A 17,286-nucleotide genomic window follows, 5' to 3' on the forward strand; every position below is an offset into this window, starting at 1 on the left:
TATGATATTTTTAGCATCTACCGGTGGAACAATTGCGATAACCATTATTTCGTTTTTGGTGCTGATTCTTGTTTTAGTTGGAATCTTATTATTTGCAAAAGATAAGTTACTACCATCTGGACCAGTAAAAATAACCATTAATGGCGAAAAAGAAATTGAAGTAGCTTCGGGAGGTACATTACTATCTACTTTAGGAGCTCAAAAAATATTTTTACCATCTGCATGTGGTGGTGGTGGAACTTGCATTCAGTGCGAATGTCACGTGCTAGAAGGTGGAGGAGAAGCGTTGCCAACAGAAACTCCGCATTTCTCTCGTAAAGAGTTACAACATGGAGCACGTTTAGCTTGCCAGGTTAAGGTGAAACAAAATATGAATATCGAAGTTCCGGAAGAAGTATTCGGAATTAAGAAATGGGAAGCCGAGGTTGTACGTAATTATAACGTAGCGTCTTTTATCAAAGAATTTGTGGTTCGTATTCCCGAGGATATGGGGTATAAAGCAGGAGGATATATTCAGATTGAAATTCCACAATGTGAGATTAAATATTCTGATATAGATATCACTGCTCACCCAGAAGAACATGAAACTCCAGATAAGTTTCAGGCAGAATGGGATAAATTTGGTCTATGGCCATTAGTAATGAAGAATGATGAAACTGTAGAGCGTGCTTATTCTATGGCCTCTTATCCTGCAGAAGGAAGAGAGATTATGCTTAATGTACGTATTGCTACACCACCATGGGATCGATCTGAAAATGGATGGATGGATGTAAACCCAGGAGTTGCTTCATCTTATATCTTTGCTCAAAAACCAGGTGATAAAGTAGTTATTTCTGGCCCTTACGGAGAATTCTTTATCAATGAATCAGAGTCAGAGATGCTTTACGTTGGAGGAGGAGCAGGTATGGCACCAATGCGTTCTCACTTGTATCATCTATTCAAAACTTTAGAAACTGGTCGTAAAGTAACATATTGGTACGGTGGTCGTTCTAAACGAGAATTGTTCTACTTAGATCATTTCTATGACTTAGAGAAAAACTTTCCTAACTTTAAATTTTACCTTGCATTATCAGAACCATTAGAAGAAGATAATTGGAAAGTTAAAAGTGATATCGATGCCGAAGGAGATGGATTTGTAGGATTTATACATAACTGTGTAATCGATAACTACCTAAATCATCATGAATCTCCAGAAGATATAGAACTATACTTTTGTGGGCCACCATTAATGAATAAGGCAGTACAGAAAATGGGAGAAGATTTTGGTATCCCAGACGAACATATTAGGTTCGATGATTTTGGAGGATAAAAATAATCTTTCAGATATTGAAAAAAGTTTAAACCACTTCATAATATAAATAAAAAACCGATGCTTTTAAGTATCGGTTTTTTTGTAGAAATACATAACACCTCCTGTCAAAAAATTGGATATGTATATTTATTTCTCTCGATAGCAAAAGATAATTTTAACCTTTTGTTGAATCATGATACTCAGATTATTAATATTTTTATACACTCAATGTTAGTTATAATGAGGTCAAGGATTACTTTAATTTCGGCTTTTTCAATAGTAAACCTGTTAATAGGAAGGTTATTTCAGGAAAGTCTGCAAATTGTTTGTTTTTCAGAACTTATTGCCGTTGCAGTTTCCAGCTTTATATTTTGGAACCTAGCCATGCCTCAAATAAAATGTACCATTCGATATTGGAATCTATTTACAACTCCTAGGCATATATTGGCCCATAGTGGCATGGCAATTTTTACAAGTGTTTTAAATATATTGGTAAGTCAGGCTTTAATTTTGTTTCTGATGCTATATGTGTATCAATGTACTTCGCCAAGCTTCAGTTTTATAAATGCAAGCTTAACCAATAATATAGCTTTAAATCTTCTGTGTTATTTTTCATTGGTGTTTTATAGTATGCAGAGAAATCTTAAAAAAGAGGCTCCTAGAGAAAGTAATGTGCCAACGCCATCTAATTCGAATACTAATTTTATAAGTTTAACTTATGGAAATACAAAAAAGATCATTCCGATCGAGGATATAAAATTTATAGAGGCATCGAATAATTGTATAGTTTTTAATACTAATGAAGGGAGATTTGTTAGATATCAAAGCCTGAAAACATTTTTGAACGAGTATAATGGTACTGATTTTAAACGAGTACATCGATCATATGCGGTAAACATTAAATATGTTAACTGTATTCAAAAAAATAAAAACGGAGATGGTATTATTACACTTACAGATAATAAAAAAATTAAACTTAGTAGAACTTACCGATCATCGTTGGTGATGTAGGTAACTCCTCTTTTTACCCTTTTATCACCTCATATTACCCCTTTTCTTTTTTAAAACTAATATGCATATCAGATGTTTGTTAAAAAACAAGCATGATAAGAATTGTATTAATATGTTGTAGCATTTTATGCTGCTCATATTCTTTTGGTCAGGAAAATACAGAAATCATAATCAAAAAGACGAATAGCAAAATTATATTAGATGGATATGTTAATGATGAAGAATGGAAAGGAAATCATACTTTTTTATTTCATGAGTTTACTCCAAATTGGAATCAAAAGGACAGTTTAACGACAGTACAAATAACTTTTGATGACAGTTTTATATATCTAGGAGTAGATGCCAAAGAACCAGAGCCAGATAAAATAATTAATAGAAATTTACTTAGAGATGGATGGTATGGTGACGATTTTATTGCTTTTGGGATAGACCCTAATCAAACCAAAAAGAATGCTTTGGTGTTTAGTATATATCCTTCTGGGGGTCGGTATGATATGTCTATCTCTAATGATGGAATTCCTTTGGGAGACTCTACGTTTAATCCATCTTATGATATGATATGGGAGGGGAAAACTCAAATTACAGAAAAAGGCTGGTCTGCAGAGTATAGGATTCCTATTTCAAATTTAAGATTTGTAAAAAAAGAAAATCAAATAAAAGCAGGAATATCTGTAGTTAGAACGCAAAATCACCGTAACAGAAGTGTAAGAATATTACCATTACCACCACAAAATATTCCAAATGCTACAGAAACACCATCATTATATCAACCGATAGTTTTTGATGGCTTAAACCCAAGAAAACAATTGCAAATAACACCCTATGCGCTAGGTTCTGTTGGGAGTTCTTATAGTTTTGATAGTGATGAGTATCGAAAACAAAATGATAATAATATAGAAGCTGGTATTGATGTACGGTATGGTATTACACCAAAACTTACTTTAGATATTAGCGTTAATACAGATTTTGCTCAAGTAGAAATTGATGATCAAATCGTTAATATTAATAATAGAGTAAATATTTTTTTACCAGAAAAACGAAAATTTTTCCAAGAACAAGCGGGGTTGTTTGATTTTAATGCCGGTGTACTGTCACAATTGTTTTATAGTAGAACTATAGGTATCAATAGCGGAAGGCTAACTCCAATAATTGGAGGAGTACGGTTAACGGGACAGGTCAGAAATGCTGATGTTGGATTTCTTTCATTACAAACTGAAGGAGTGAATTTGGGTGATGAAGGTAGTATATCATCAGAGAACTTTAGTGTATTACGATTTAGGAATAAAGTGCTTAATGATAAGTCTTTTGTAGGTTTTATGGCTACCAATCGTTTGAGAAAGGATTATTTTAATACTGCAATAGGTTTTGATGGTGTATTTAGCTTGCCTAAAAGTCTATATTTTATTCCATCAGTATCGACTACTGTCGAGAAAGACACTAATGATTATGATTTGGCCGAAAATTCCAGAGTTTCATTATTATTAGATAAACGTAAACAAGATGGATTGTTTTATAGAGCAGCATATGAGTTTTCTGGTAAGCAATATAATCCGGGAATGGGGTTTTTATTACGAGAAAAACACCATAATTTTTATGGGAGTTTAAATTATGGAAATTACAATAGTAACAAAGATGAAGCTTTGTTTCAGTATACAAGATGGACTCTGATGAATTCGGATTTATATTATACCACAGATTTTTCAAAGGTTATTACATGGTATAATAGGAGTTTTTGGACAGGAAGATTGTTTAACGGAGATAGTTTTACTGTTTTTGGACAATTACAGTATGAAAATTTAGAAAAACCTATACGTTTCACAAATACGCTCGAAGCTCCTATTGGGGATTATATGTTTTATTATTTTGGAGCTTCCTACTCTCCGGGAAACCAGCGTAATATTCAATTTCCTATCGCTATAGAATACGGTACGTTTTATGAAGGAACCAACTTGAAATTAGAAATCAAACCAACCATAAATTTTGGAAAACACTTCAATATAGAATCTTCCTGGAAAGCAAATCATATCGTATTTGATAAACAAAATACAGAAGAATGGATACATGTTATACAGACAAAACTTAATTGGGCATATAATCTTCATCTTTCTGGTAGTGTAATAGGCCAATATAATTCGGTTTCTGATCAATTTCTTACAAGTGCCCGATTGCGCTACAATGTTAAGGATGGTCATGATATATACCTGGTTTATAATCAGGATTACAACATAGACAGGCAGTTAACAACCCCAAACTTACCAGAATACAATAATCAGATATTTACCATTAAATATTTATATACCTTTTTTAAATAAATTACCCGTTCGTTGTGCATTTGAAATCTTTTGATTTGAAATTCGTCAGTTCGAGTGCTTTGACCAAAGGAAGAAGTGTATCGAGCCCTTCGATATACTCAGGATGACAAGAATTTCGAATCAAAAAAGCTGTTCTCGATACATTTTTTCTACGCTATGCTTCAAAAAAACACTCGAATTGACGCTTTTTTATGCTATTAATTTCTAAATACACAACGGGATAAATAAATTATTTCACTGTAAATAGGTATAAGCAATTGTACTGGTTTTTTTATTTTTGAGTGTAAATGAGGTTTTATGAAGAAATATATAGTATCTCTGGTTGTAATTATTGCTTTAGTCTTAGTATTTAAGAATACATCAAAAGGAAAAATGGTAACGAATCATGTAAAAGGTATCGTTACAGATGTAGTTGCAAAACCAAGTTATATTAATAGTAAAGGAGATTCTATCTCAACTCGAGTTATGATTCCTGATGGGTATAAGAGAACAGAATATATGTCAGGCTCTTTTCAGGAATATTTACGTCATTATCCCTTAAAATCTTATGGTAGCAAGATTATAAATTATGATGATAGCGAATATTTTGCACAGCATTGGCACGAAGCAATTCTAGAAGTCCCAGTTCCATCAAATGGATTACAACAATGTGCAGATGCATTGATGAGAATTCGATCAGAATATTTGTGGGAGCAAAACAGAAAAGATGAAATTGGGTTTAATTTTACTTCAGGTCATTATTGTTCGTGGCGCAAATATGCACAAGGGTATCGACCAAAAATAAACGGAAACAAAGTAACATTTCATAAAACGGCATCACCCAATGATTCTAAAGCTAATTTCTATAAATATTTAAATCTTATATATACTTATGCAGGAACCTTATCAATGCATAATGAACTACAAAAAGTACTGGTAAAAGATATACGAATTGGTGATATGCTTGTCAAACCTGGTTCTCCTGGCCATATCGAAATCATAGTAGACGAAATCATAAATGATCAAGGAGATAAGATGTATCTTTTGGCTCAGGGAAATACACCAGCTCAGAATGTATGCCTGCTAAAAAATTTTGAAGATACCACCATCTCCCCATGGTATAGGTTTGACGAAAACCAACCTGTTTATACGCCAAGTTATTATTTTGAAAAAGCGCAGTTTATTAGGTTTAAATAAATGTTTGATTTCATTTTTATGAGATGATTTCTCTATTTAACGAATTGTATTATGAGATGTATACGTTAAAACCATTATCTGTTAATGAGTATGAGTGTAAAGTTTCAAGTACATTACAAAGGGCAAAAAAAATACATATTCTACAGAAAACCTTATCGATAACAATGATAAAACGGTATGGGTAGGAGGAAGTCTGGATTCTGGGTTGGCAATAAAATTCGAGAGTATTGAAGTAAATTCAAAAGGAGCTAAATATAATGATACCTGTATTTCAGAAATTAGTTTTTTTATGCAACATAAGTTAATTAAAAAAATAATCTTTTACTGGTGTTTTAAAAATACTAAAAAAACCCAATACATTAATGTATCGGGTTTTTTATTTAAAAGTTAAAATCGATATAAAACTCCAAAATAAATGTTGTCTAACCCTAAATTGATAGAGAAATTCTTTGCATCAGAGTTGAATTTTTCACCGTTTTGACTTGTGTTTTCGTTATCTGAACTGTTATAGCTTATACTTCCGATTCTTGAGGTTAATGCTAATCTTTTTGAAACAAAAAACTGCATTCCTGGGGATATTGCAATGTTGTACCCTTTATTTTCTGATTTTCGAGTCTCAATTTGATCTGATAATGTGATTTTTTGTTCCCTTTCCGAAGTTCGATAAGCAGCTGAGAGTTCTGCATATATGCTAAACTTCTTTTTTGGAGTGAAAAAGTATTTTCCAAAAAGACCAACACCATAACCTGATTCTTCAATCTCATAATCATTAGAGTTTTTAGATGTATTGGTTAACACACTTAATCGTGTGCCAATAGCAATGTTAGAGTGAATAAAAAATCCAATTTCAGGTTCAATGATAAGTATATGTCCTTTTTCTGTTGACTCAAAATCGCCTCTGTATTTAGAATTATTATAACCCATCGTACCCGAGACAAAAAAATCACTCTTATTAAAACCATAGCCGGATTCCTCTTGAGCGAATGTAACGGAAAATGTAAATACTAGTGTAAAAAATAAAAATGCTGTTCTCATATTTTTGATTTTTGTAATTAATGATTTTGTGTAATAGACCTTTTGGGTTATACTCTTGTTTACTAATATTTTGTTAAATGGCAGAGTAATAAGAAGTTTGTGACGAATTCTTATGAATTAGGGACGATTGGTTGTGTTTTATAAAGATCAATAGATAATTATAGATGTTTTTAAAGGACAAAATCTTCTAGAGTTCTCAAGTTGGTTCTAAATAGATAATGATTGTAAGGAACATTTATCTTCATTTAAATCCGCAGAAAGTTTATAAATGTTAAAATGAAATCATAATGTTTTTCAAATGAGAAGTGATTTTGGTAAGCAATGTGATCTATATAGTTATATAGAATCAGTAACAGTCAATACGCTCTTTCATAAAGTTAAATTTGACAAAAACAAACCTGTTTATACACCAAGTTGTTATTTTGAAAAAGCGCAATTCATTAGGTTTAAGTAAATATTTGATTGCATTTTATGAGATGATTTCTTATATGTTATACCCAATTTAGATACACTTATGCTTTAGTTTTTAACGCTTATGACATTCCTTTTACGAGGTAGCGTAAATCTGATTAATTTTACTGTGGAAATGATAATGAAACCCGATTTGATAACCAATTAAAAGTGCACAAAGAAGGAAGTAGCAGTGTGAAAATGAACTATAAAGATTGGTGTTTTGCGATTATAGCATGAATAGAATTTGTGTTTAGTTAAATAAAATTGAAACGTTCATACATTTAGTTTTTATAGAAAATATGCTGCTTCTGTTGATGGTGAAATGGGGGTTTACCATTATGGCAGGAGCAGCCATATTTACTAAAAGTATAATGTATTTGTTTTAATTAGTGTTAATAGTATATATCTTAATAATACAATTCGGTTAGTTTAATATATCATTATCCTTTATAAATAAAGCTTTATAACGTTCGCTAAATGGAATTTTGGCATCGTTCATTAATATAATAAGATTGTCTTCAAAATAGATTTCTTTAATTTTTTTAATATTGACCAAAAAATTACGATGCACTTGCGTAAAATCTGGATTCGATAATAGCTCTTTTACTTTTATTAAGGACAGCTTAATCAAAAAATTACCTTCTTTACTTATCAGATTACAATATTTTTCTTTTACCTCAATATAATGAATAGATTCTATAGCTAATTTCATAACACTTTTATTCTTTTTTACAAAAATATAAGTAGGACTCAATACTGCATTTTCTGAGTTAAAACTTAAGGTGTTAGATTGTTTATAGTGCTTTTCGATAGCAAGCTCTATAGAAAATAGAAGCTCTAAGGTGTTATAAGGTTTAAGCAAATAGGTTGCAGGTTGTGTGAGTTTAGCCAAGTCAAAAAAATGTTTACTCTGCGTACTGGTCAAAAATAAAAAAGGAATATTGAGTTGTTGCTCATTAATCTGTTGTGCCAAAACAATACCATCGGGTCTCCCGTCTATCATAATATCCAAAATGATCATATCAAAAAAATGATCCTGTATTTTTTTTTCGGCATCTTGTATGGTTGAGGCTCTCGTAACTTCAAAATTATGATCGCTCAAAAATTCTGAAATTTCTTTAGCTTCTTCATCTTCGTCTTCTAATACTAATAATCCTAATGTTTTCATATATAAAGTTACATAAATAATTAAAGTATTAGAACGAACTATAAATTTCCTTTTTTAAAGGATTTTTTTGCTCCAGCGCTAATACCCTTAAGTTAAGTTTTGCATTGGCAGTCTGAGACATCCAATAAAATTTCATCCAGTGTTTAAGCTGACGTTTTAAAGCAGAGCTTTGAAATCTTTTTTCACCAGTATAAGATTTGTTTTGCGTTTGCAACATCTATGAAGCCTTGGAAAGATTTTAGCACAATAAATCTGGTTTTTAGTGAAACTGAAAAATACCTTGAAAAAAGTGCCTTTTCTTTTGGTTCTGTTTGCTGCCGGGCAAGCAAAGAAAATGAACAGAAAGCCAAATCAAAGGAAATTAGATAAAATTTAAGAGTATATAAGTTTATGAAAAACAAATCATTATGAAATACGTCAATGGTAGCTTGTCGAAGACCAATTAAAGTTTCGTTTTTATACGTACTTATATCATATCCTATCTCTGGAGAACTTTGAAATCTTGGCATCATACGTATAGGTTTTAGTCAATTCCTTTGGGTAATACAATCTTAATGGTTGTTCCTTTACCGGGTTCACTATCAAATAGTATTTGCCCATTGTTTTTTTTGATAAGTGTATGGCATAATAGCAACCCAAGACCTACTCCCTTAGATCGATCAATTTTATCGGTAGTAATGTCATGTAATGAGTTGATTTTTGCTAAAATTTCGGGTGGAATACCTGCACCTGTATCTTTGATCTCAATAAAACATTCGTTTGTAGCATGATTACCAGATGATATTGTAATCTTCCCTTCGTTTTGGGTGTATTTAATAGCATTATCAAGAATATTACGAAGCACAATTTTTAGGGATTCTTTATCAACTGTAGCCAAAATAGAGGGATCCAATGTGGTGTTGAGTACAATGTCTTTGGTTGTTGCCAAATACTCATAATCACTTATAACATGTTCAAGAATAGGTTTTAAAGGATATGTTTCGGGTTCAAAAAATAATTGTTCACTTTGCTCTAATGACCAGTGCAGTACATTGTTTAATAAATGACTGGTAGACTCTGTTAAGGTAATTGCAGTGTCCGCGGTTTTTTTGATTCCCAATAAATCTTTTTCGGCTATGCGATCCAACAATTTTTCATGTTGTCGTTTTAGTGCATTAACAGGAGATCGTAAATCATGCGAGACTACAGAAAATAGATAGTCTTTGGTTGTGTTTGCGATATCTAATTGTTCTTTCTGTTCTGTAATCAATTTCTTTTTACCAATTAATAATTTATAAAAATAGCCCAGAACACCAATAAACAAGAGTAAGAGGGAGCTGCCTATAATTAAACCATTACGTTGCGTTTTTTGTCGTTTTATCTTTTCATCCTGTAACCGTATTTCTTGTTCCTTTTGTGCAATGGCAAGTTGCTTGTCTTTTTCGGTAAGCTCCCAGATTCTATCCCTGTTCCAGATAGAATCTTTCCATTTTCCGTATTCTATATAGTAATCGACACTTTCTTGATACCGTTTTCTGTTTTTTTCTACTACCGCCATATTTTTGGCAGTATTTTGTTTTAGTTTGATATCATGAAATAAGGAAGCTAATTGGTAGCATTCTTTAAATAAGGCAATGGCCTCCTCATCTTTATATTGACTATAATAAGCGTTAGCAAAATCCATTTTGGTGATAATCAAAGAAAAAGTGTCTTTTTCTTTGATTAAGGCTAATTCTTTAGAAAAGTATTTTTCAGTAAGATCATACTCTTTTTTATGTAAATAAGATACACCTAGATTGTGGTAAGCAGCTTTTAAAAAAATATCATCTTTACCTCCCTTGTCTTGTTCCAGCCATTTCTTATAATACTGTATAGATTGGTCATAATTTTCTAAAATCAAATATATTTCTCCAAGTTTAAGATCTTTTAGTTCCGAAAATTTAAAATGTTCAGAAATACTGTTCATATTCTGGAGCGCTTTGGTATACAGATTTTTATGAATAGCGCTTACACCTTGTATGTAATTTAGAATATCGTGCTGCTCTTGAGTATTGGTAGTCTCTAACGCTCTGCTCGCATAGATATAGCAAGAATCTCGCTGATGGCTACGATAGAAATCTACAGCATTACAAAAATCTGAAGCCAAAGTTTTTTCATTGCAATACTGATCCAGATGATCATAAAATAAACCTATTAGACCAGTTTTTTGAGATTGACTATTCGCTGAATTACAGCCAAAAAGCATGCACCATATAATAAACCATCGATATCGATACATCTTAGTCTGGAGTTGTTCTAACAGTAGTCACAGTACCTCTATCGGTTTCGGGATCTAGATTTTTATCATGTACAATAATAGCTTCTACACTTTGTGTTCTCAGCGATACAATTTTATAATCTATCTGAATATGGTACATATCAAATTCTGAAGGGATAGGATCTGTAGAATCATATACAATATTAAAATCTCGTGACACGACCAAGCCACTTTCGGTATGTATAGTAGTCTTTACATCTGTAACTCCATTGTAATTAAAGAATATGGTTTTTTCTTCATTTAAAAATAAACCGCTACTGGTGTTTTTTAAGGGATCTAGTTTAACGGGTAGAAACGAAATAATATTAACAATATAATGCCTTTCTCCTTTGGGATTGGCATATATATTAGCTAAAGATTGTTGTGGGACTTCTGCCAGGGGAATAGGTTGAGTATTTATTTTGTTACAAAAATTAATTACGAAATCTAATCCGGCCAAAGTAATTTTATTATCCATAGGGTATGTTTAATACGATTATTACAATTAAAAAAACGTTAAGAGTTTTAATACACTAAAAAGATAATTCTATAGACTTTTTCAGAACTATCAAATTATCACATTAAACATACAATAATTTCTCTGAATGCATAAAATAATGGCTGTATTTTATACTATTATTTACAATATATATGGTAGGTAAATGATATAAATATGTCTGTTTGAGTGATTTCTCGCAATGACCTCTCGACTGCGTTCGAGATGACATGGAGAAAAATAGTACTTCGACAGGCTCAGCAGAACTATTGAGAACCGGTTTTGAAAATGAAAAATATTAAAGTAAAAAAATGAAGCCGGAATGAATGCTGAATATCGAGTAACGAATACAAAATGTAGAAGTGGTTTTGTTTCTTTTTTACGGTTGGGTAAGCAAAGAAAGATTAACAGGAAGGGTTGAATTAAGACTACAAATTTACTCGTTGTATAATTCTAAATTATATTTCCAAAATAATATCTTTGCAACGCTATGACCAGAACACTTACTAAACAAGAATTACATAACCTTGCAATGAATATTGTAGGTGAAGAATTAGAAAAAAAAGGCTTCGAATTTATTGCAATTAATAGCACTTTGGGAAAACATCCTCAGTTTGTGTGTATTGATAAATCTAATCAAAGATATTTCGTGCTTGTTAAAGCAGTTTCGTATCCGGATAACCCTCATAATTATGATATTATCTGGATGGAGTCGTTTAAAAAACATGCTATAGAACAAGAAGCAAAAGTATTCTACGCAGGTGTTGGTTTACAAAATCCTGAAAACCCAAATAAACCAGTACTTTTAAACGAAGAATATATTTTGGAATATGCAGGACTACAAACCATTGAAACTCATCTGAACTAAAATTATGATTCGAAAAATTGGTATAGTTGTATTAATAGGATTGTTTTTCTCATGCAAAAAGGAATCTAAATTACATCTTAATTACACTAACGGTAAAGCTTTTGGGACCACGTTTTCGGTTCAGTTTATAGATGATAAAAAGTATGATTTTTCAAAATCATATGACAGTTTGATCAATGTGATCAATAGGTCAATGTCTACTTATATAAAGGATTCTGATATATCCAGGATAAACTCTGGAGATACTACTGTAGTGATCGATGAACATTTTGTAAAAGTGTTTGATACTTCTAAAAAGATACATAAAGCAACAAACGGAGCTTTTGATCCTACCATTGGGATTTTGGTAAATGCATGGGATTTTGGACCAGAAGGAAAAATAGCCTCTTTAGATAGCCTTAAAATAGATAGTTTATTGCTCTCGGTTGGTTTGCATAAAGTAACACTGAAAGGAGATAGAATCGTAAAAGATGACCCTAAAACGTATATCGATTTTAATGCATTGGCAAAAGGATATGGAGTAGATGTTTTTGCTGAATTTTTTGAAAGCAAGGGGTTTAAGAATTATCTGGTTGAGATAGGAGGGGAGATTAGAGGTAAAGGAAGTAATGTGATTAAACAAAAACCCTGGCGAATAGGAGTAGAAGACCCTAACTTTGATGACACACAATCGTATAGTAAAGTAATTTCGTTACACGATGAAGCTATGGCGACTTCTGGTGGATATAGAAAGTATAAAACTGACGAAAACGGAGAGCGATATATTCATATTTTGAATGCTAAAACGGGATACCCATTAAAATCAAACCTTCTAGCGGTTTCTATTATTGCCAATACCTGTATGGAAGCAGATGCATATGCGACTGCATTAATGTCGATGGGATTAGAAGGTTCAAAAAAATTCTTAGAAACACACCAAGAACTCAAAGCATTCTTTATTTATGAAGATCAGAATAAGGAATTAAAAACACTATCTGTAAATGGTTTTCCGGATAGTGATTCTAAACTTTAAGATAGATAAAAAAAACAGTTCGAAATGTTTCGAACTGCTTTGTGAAATAAATAACTTGTCTATTTCTAGTAAAATTGACGTAAAGCTTGTATATCTGAGTTACTGGGGCCGTAAGAAGTTCCATTTCTTCTACCGTACTCTATTGCATTAGTAAAAGGCCTGTTATCACTCCTTCTTACCATATCGTATCTTCCACCTCCTATAGACTTAGAAGGGTAAAGCATAATCGATGCCCAATCAAAAGAAGTTAAATTTTGAGTGCCCTGAATACTTATATTTGGATTGTTTACATATGCAATGATGTGATTGTTTCTGTCTGATCTTTGATGCTCGTGAGCAAGTCCCAAAGCATGTCCTAACTCATGAATTGCTACAGATACATACGGATCATTTGTAGAAAGATCTTGTGCTCCACCATACATCCCAAGACGAGAATAATCTGCACCATTTGCTACTACTCGAATGTAGTTTCTGTGCATACTAGGATTATAATATACAAATCGTACACCTAAACGATTAGCCCATACCCCGGCAGCCTGAATAATACTGTTTCTATTCTGACTAGGTACCCCTGGAGTAAATTGAATAGGGATTACACCATTAGTCCAACCTCTAACTCCATATGGGATTGCTCCTTTGGCTGTAGGTACTGCTTCGTCAGTGATAACCACACCTTTTGGTAATAACATGTCTCCACCTAATACATAATCTCCCTGATCATTAATCTGGTAATGAATTTTTTCAGAACCGATATACCCTTCTTTAAGTTCTCCTGTAGAAGATATTAAATGAGTATCAGCATTAGAAATAGCTAAATCATTCGAATTTAAATTTCCAAAATTGAATGAAGAATAATCAAAATTGGCATATTCTAATGTTTTTTCCTCCATTTCTTCGGGAGTAGTCTCATCATTTTTAGTACATGATGTCGAAATTATGGTAGTTGCAGCAACCATAATCGCTAAAAATCTTTTGTTTGATTTCATTTTTGTTAAAATTTGTGTTAAAAAATTACGCTTATTTTGTTATCAAACAAATCTAAATGTTAGAGAAATATTAAAATTTAACAAAAGTGTATGTTTAATAGCACTTTTTGCGAACCTTTTTAATTTTTTGTTAAATAATAAACAGTGCCAGGAAGAGGTGTGTAATTTCAATATAAAAAAGCATGAATACCCGATAGAGCTCATTAGAGTTTTTTAGAACGAATCATCAAATAACTTTTGATATCCTTAAGGAGATGTAATAAAAATTTACCTGTCTTTTTGATCTTAGTTATGGTTTATAACAAACAGGAAGGATTTCCCCAGGAGCAAGACAGTATTTTGTTACACGCTCTTTTGATAAAATATTAGTGTAATCTACCTCATCAACTTTAAAACCAATAGCTCTTAATTTTTCGAAATAGTCCTGGCCATAAACCCTTACATGATCATATTGACCAAATATTCTGGCACGTTCTTGTGGATCTGTAATGCTATCATCCTCAAAGGTTATGTCTCTATTTAGGTCCTGAGGAATTTGGAGAATTGCCATCCCGCCTGGTTTTAAAACCCTGAAAATTTCTTGCATTGCTGTAGTATCATCGGGGATATGTTCTAAAACATGATTACAAAAGATAACGTCATATTCATTATCTGCAAAAGGTAAATTACAGATATCTGCTTTTACATCGGCTAACGGAGAATTAAGATCAGTAGTCGTATAATCAAGGTGTTTTAAATTTCTAAACCTTTTATAAAATGCTTGTTCAGGAGCAAAATGTAATACTTTGGTGGGAGTAGTAAAAAATTCGGTTTCATGAGTTAGAAATAACCAGAGTAACCGATGTCGTTCTAATGATAAAGTCGAAGGAGAAAGTACATTATCTCTTTGTTTACCATATCCATAAGGCAAAAAACGAGAAAAACTTTTGCCATCAATTGGATCAGTATATGTGTTTCCTCGTAAAAATAATGATAATATCGGGCGTGCTATATAACTCAATCGAATCAATAGCGGCCTGGGGATAGTATTAAGTACTAATTTAAATAGTTTTTTCATTTTGAAAAGCTACACACTATGCAGATTTTGAGTACTAAAGAATGCTATACAGTCAATACTTCTTGTCTAAAGGCATCTTCTTCATTAGATTCGATACCTAATGCCTGATAGATATATTTAAAAGTTGAAAGAATTTCAGGTTTTCCATCAATTATAGCCACATCATGTTCAAAATGAGCACTCGGTTTCCCATCCGCAGTAAGAATAGTCCAGCCGTCTTGTAGTTGTTTGATACGATGGGTTCCCATATTCGTCATAGGTTCAATAGCAACGACCATACCTTCAATAAATTTTTTCCCTTTCCCACGACGTCCATAATTAGGCATCTCGGGATCTTCATGCATTTTTCGACCCAAACCATGACCTACTAATTCTCTAACCACTCCATAACCAGCTTCTTCGGTGAATTTCTGGATTGCATACCCAACATCACCAACTCGTTTTCCAACTTTAAACTCAGCAATCCCAATGTATAGAGATTCTTTAGTAATGCGAAGTAAACGTTCTACTTCTTTTGATACTTCACCTACAGGAAATGTATATGCATGATCTCCATAAAAATCATTTTTAATAGCACCGCAATCAATAGATATAATATCACCTTCTTCTAATGGATTGTTATTTGGGATTCCATGAACCACTTGAGCATTAGGACTCATACATAAGGTATTTGGAAAATCGTACAATCCCAAAAAACCAGGAATTGCACCATGATCTCTAATAAATTCTTCTGCAAGTTTATCTAACTGTAGCGTAGTTACCCCAGGTTTAACTTGGGAGGCTAACATCCCTAATGTCTTAGATACAATTAATGCACTTTCTCGCATTAATTCTATTTCTTCACGTGTTTTAGTAATAATCATATGTAAACAATTCCTTGATAAAAGAAGGCAAATTTACAAAGAATAATGCTTGTTCTGTTCAACAGCACCCTCTATTTTGATATTTCACTTTTTTACGCTATTGACTAGAGTACTTTTAAGTGGTTTTTAATGTAAATGAAGTAGTTAGGCCTACGCAAAAACTTCGAGGCAACTTATCCACTCCAAAAATTGCTCTTGTATGTGTACCTTTTTCTTCTAGTACCTTAATAAATAGATCTGAAGCCCCATTTACTACAATAGGAGAATCGTCCCAATGAGCACCCGACTGAAAGTAAGCATCAATATGATTGAGCCCTTCAATAGCATCAAAGCCAATTTTTTTATCTATCTGAGCAAGAACATTAAGAGCACATAATTTCATAGCTTCATATCCTTGATCCGTCGTTATGGTATCTCCTAATCTGCCTTGAAATAAGTATTCACCATTTTGAATAGGAAATTGGATAGCTACATAGGCAATATTACCTCTTGTATTTACAGATACATATGACCCTCCTGGAGCAGATATTTCAGGTAATTGGAGCCCAAGTTCGTTCAATTTTTCTTTTGGTGTCATCGAATTATTTAATCTTCGTAAGAATGTTTATAGGGGTGTTCAGAAACAATCGCTAATATATCTTTTTCGAGGGTTTCTCTAGCAAATTCTACATAACGCCCTATTTCTTCTCCATTTTTATAAAAGATAAAAGTTGGCACTCGCATAATGTCTAAATCTTTTTCAAAACCTTCGGGAGTATCTTTCGATCTTGTTACTGTTATTAATTCTAGATTTTTATAACTAAAATTAGAAGCGTCCAGTATTTTATAAATTGTGGGAGTTTCTCTTTTACTGTCACTACACCAGGTACCCATAAAAGCTTTAATCGTAATATTTTTTAGGTATGGAGATATTTTCTCTACAGTTCTGGTATCGACAGTATAATTTTTGTAATTGGCATTAAACCAATTTCCATATGGCTCCTGCTCTAACGCTTTTCGATCTTGTTTGCCTACCAAAAAATCTGATTTAGAGCTATTTTTCTTTTCAGTTGAAACTTGCTGTTGATTATTTTTCGTTAGTTCAGCATTAGAATTTTTATCATTTGTAGCAGTAGAAGTACTTCCGCAGGAAAAAAGAACACCGGTAATAGCTAAAAAAAATATTTTTTTCATTTTGATCTACAATTGTTTGCTCTGCCAATATATATAAATTCTAATGCTTGATCCAATGATTTGATACTAGTTTAACAAATAATGAAATATCGACGCAGCGTTTTTATTTT

The 17,286-nt window shown here is 32.3% G+C and carries 16 protein-coding genes; 6 read left to right on the forward strand and 10 right to left on the reverse strand.

Going from position 1 to position 17,286, the window contains the following annotated elements; genetic code table 11:
* The first annotated feature begins 1 nt into the window (after position 1).
* From nqrF to NNH57_RS05015, 4 genes are all read left to right on the forward strand, one after another.
* Positions 2 to 1,309 (forward strand): NADH:ubiquinone reductase (Na(+)-transporting) subunit F, encoded by a 1,308-nt coding sequence (gene nqrF, locus NNH57_RS05000; protein WP_108808370.1) that lies wholly within the window; start codon positions 2 to 4, stop codon positions 1,307 to 1,309.
* Positions 1,310 to 1,531: 222 nt separating this feature from the next.
* A complete protein-coding gene (locus NNH57_RS05005) occupies positions 1,532 to 2,302 on the forward strand; it encodes a LytR/AlgR family response regulator transcription factor (protein ID WP_159099262.1) in 771 nt (256 codons plus the stop codon).
* Positions 2,303 to 2,394: 92 nt separating this feature from the next.
* Complete coding sequence (locus tag NNH57_RS05010) at positions 2,395 to 4,614, forward strand: DUF5916 domain-containing protein (protein WP_108808372.1); 2,220 nt, start codon at positions 2,395 to 2,397, stop codon at positions 4,612 to 4,614.
* 297 nt (positions 4,615 to 4,911) lie between these two features.
* On the forward strand, positions 4,912 to 5,790 hold the full coding sequence (locus tag NNH57_RS05015) for a DUF4846 domain-containing protein (RefSeq protein WP_108808373.1): 879 nt from the start codon (positions 4,912 to 4,914) through the stop codon (positions 5,788 to 5,790).
* A gap of 387 nt (positions 5,791 to 6,177) precedes the next feature.
* On the opposite strand, the gene NNH57_RS05020 is transcribed toward NNH57_RS05015, so the two are convergent.
* The 5 genes from NNH57_RS05020 to NNH57_RS05040 all read right to left on the reverse strand — a co-directional run bounded on the left by NNH57_RS05020 (position 6,178) and on the right by NNH57_RS05040 (position 11,199).
* Positions 6,178 to 6,825, reverse strand: a complete 648-nt coding sequence (locus NNH57_RS05020) for an outer membrane beta-barrel protein (RefSeq protein WP_108808375.1) — start codon at positions 6,823 to 6,825, stop codon at positions 6,178 to 6,180.
* Between the two features lie 877 nt (positions 6,826 to 7,702).
* On the reverse strand, positions 7,703 to 8,446 hold the full coding sequence (locus NNH57_RS05025) for a LytR/AlgR family response regulator transcription factor (RefSeq protein ID WP_108808376.1): 744 nt from the start codon (positions 8,444 to 8,446) through the stop codon (positions 7,703 to 7,705).
* Between the two features lie 182 nt (positions 8,447 to 8,628).
* Positions 8,629 to 8,958: a hypothetical protein gene (locus NNH57_RS05030; RefSeq protein WP_132066099.1), complete on the reverse strand. Its 330-nt coding sequence runs from the start codon at positions 8,956 to 8,958 to the stop codon at positions 8,629 to 8,631.
* 11 nt (positions 8,959 to 8,969) lie between these two features.
* Entirely contained in the window at positions 8,970 to 10,703 is a 1,734-nt protein-coding gene (locus tag NNH57_RS05035) for a tetratricopeptide repeat-containing sensor histidine kinase (RefSeq protein ID WP_108808378.1), read from the reverse strand.
* 1 nt (position 10,704) lies between these two features.
* A complete protein-coding gene (locus NNH57_RS05040; RefSeq protein WP_108808379.1) occupies positions 10,705 to 11,199 on the reverse strand; it encodes a hypothetical protein in 495 nt (164 codons plus the stop codon).
* A 508-nt stretch (positions 11,200 to 11,707) separates the two neighbouring features.
* Between NNH57_RS05040 and NNH57_RS05045 the strand changes: the two genes are divergently transcribed.
* Together NNH57_RS05045 and NNH57_RS05050 are read left to right on the forward strand one after the other, a co-directional pair.
* The gene (locus NNH57_RS05045; protein WP_074408382.1) at positions 11,708 to 12,085 is read left to right on the forward strand and encodes a Na(+)-translocating NADH-quinone reductase subunit F; all 378 of its coding nucleotides are present in this window, start codon (positions 11,708 to 11,710) and stop codon (positions 12,083 to 12,085) included.
* Positions 12,086 to 12,089: 4 nt separating this feature from the next.
* Entirely contained in the window at positions 12,090 to 13,097 is a 1,008-nt protein-coding gene (locus NNH57_RS05050) for an FAD:protein FMN transferase (protein WP_074408381.1), read from the forward strand.
* Positions 13,098 to 13,162: 65 nt separating this feature from the next.
* Here NNH57_RS05050 and NNH57_RS05055 read toward each other — a convergent pair whose 3' ends face one another.
* The 5 genes from NNH57_RS05055 to NNH57_RS05075 form a co-directional block, all read right to left on the reverse strand.
* A complete protein-coding gene (locus NNH57_RS05055) occupies positions 13,163 to 14,083 on the reverse strand; it encodes a M12 family metallopeptidase (protein WP_074408380.1) in 921 nt (306 codons plus the stop codon).
* Positions 14,084 to 14,372: 289 nt separating this feature from the next.
* Complete coding sequence (locus NNH57_RS05060) at positions 14,373 to 15,140, reverse strand: class I SAM-dependent methyltransferase (protein ID WP_108808380.1); 768 nt, start codon at positions 15,138 to 15,140, stop codon at positions 14,373 to 14,375.
* Positions 15,141 to 15,184: 44 nt separating this feature from the next.
* A complete protein-coding gene (gene map / locus NNH57_RS05065; protein ID WP_108808381.1) occupies positions 15,185 to 16,003 on the reverse strand; it encodes a type I methionyl aminopeptidase in 819 nt (272 codons plus the stop codon).
* Positions 16,004 to 16,118: 115 nt separating this feature from the next.
* Positions 16,119 to 16,580, reverse strand: a complete 462-nt coding sequence (locus tag NNH57_RS05070) for a RidA family protein (RefSeq protein ID WP_074408377.1) — start codon at positions 16,578 to 16,580, stop codon at positions 16,119 to 16,121.
* Positions 16,581 to 16,588: 8 nt separating this feature from the next.
* Positions 16,589 to 17,176 (reverse strand): thioredoxin family protein, encoded by a 588-nt coding sequence (locus tag NNH57_RS05075; protein WP_108808382.1) that lies wholly within the window; start codon positions 17,174 to 17,176, stop codon positions 16,589 to 16,591.
* Positions 17,177 to 17,286: the final 110 nt, after the last annotated feature.

Source organism: Aquimarina spinulae, from assembly GCF_943373825.1.
GTDB classification, from domain to species: Bacteria; Bacteroidota; Bacteroidia; order Flavobacteriales; family Flavobacteriaceae; genus Aquimarina; species Aquimarina spinulae.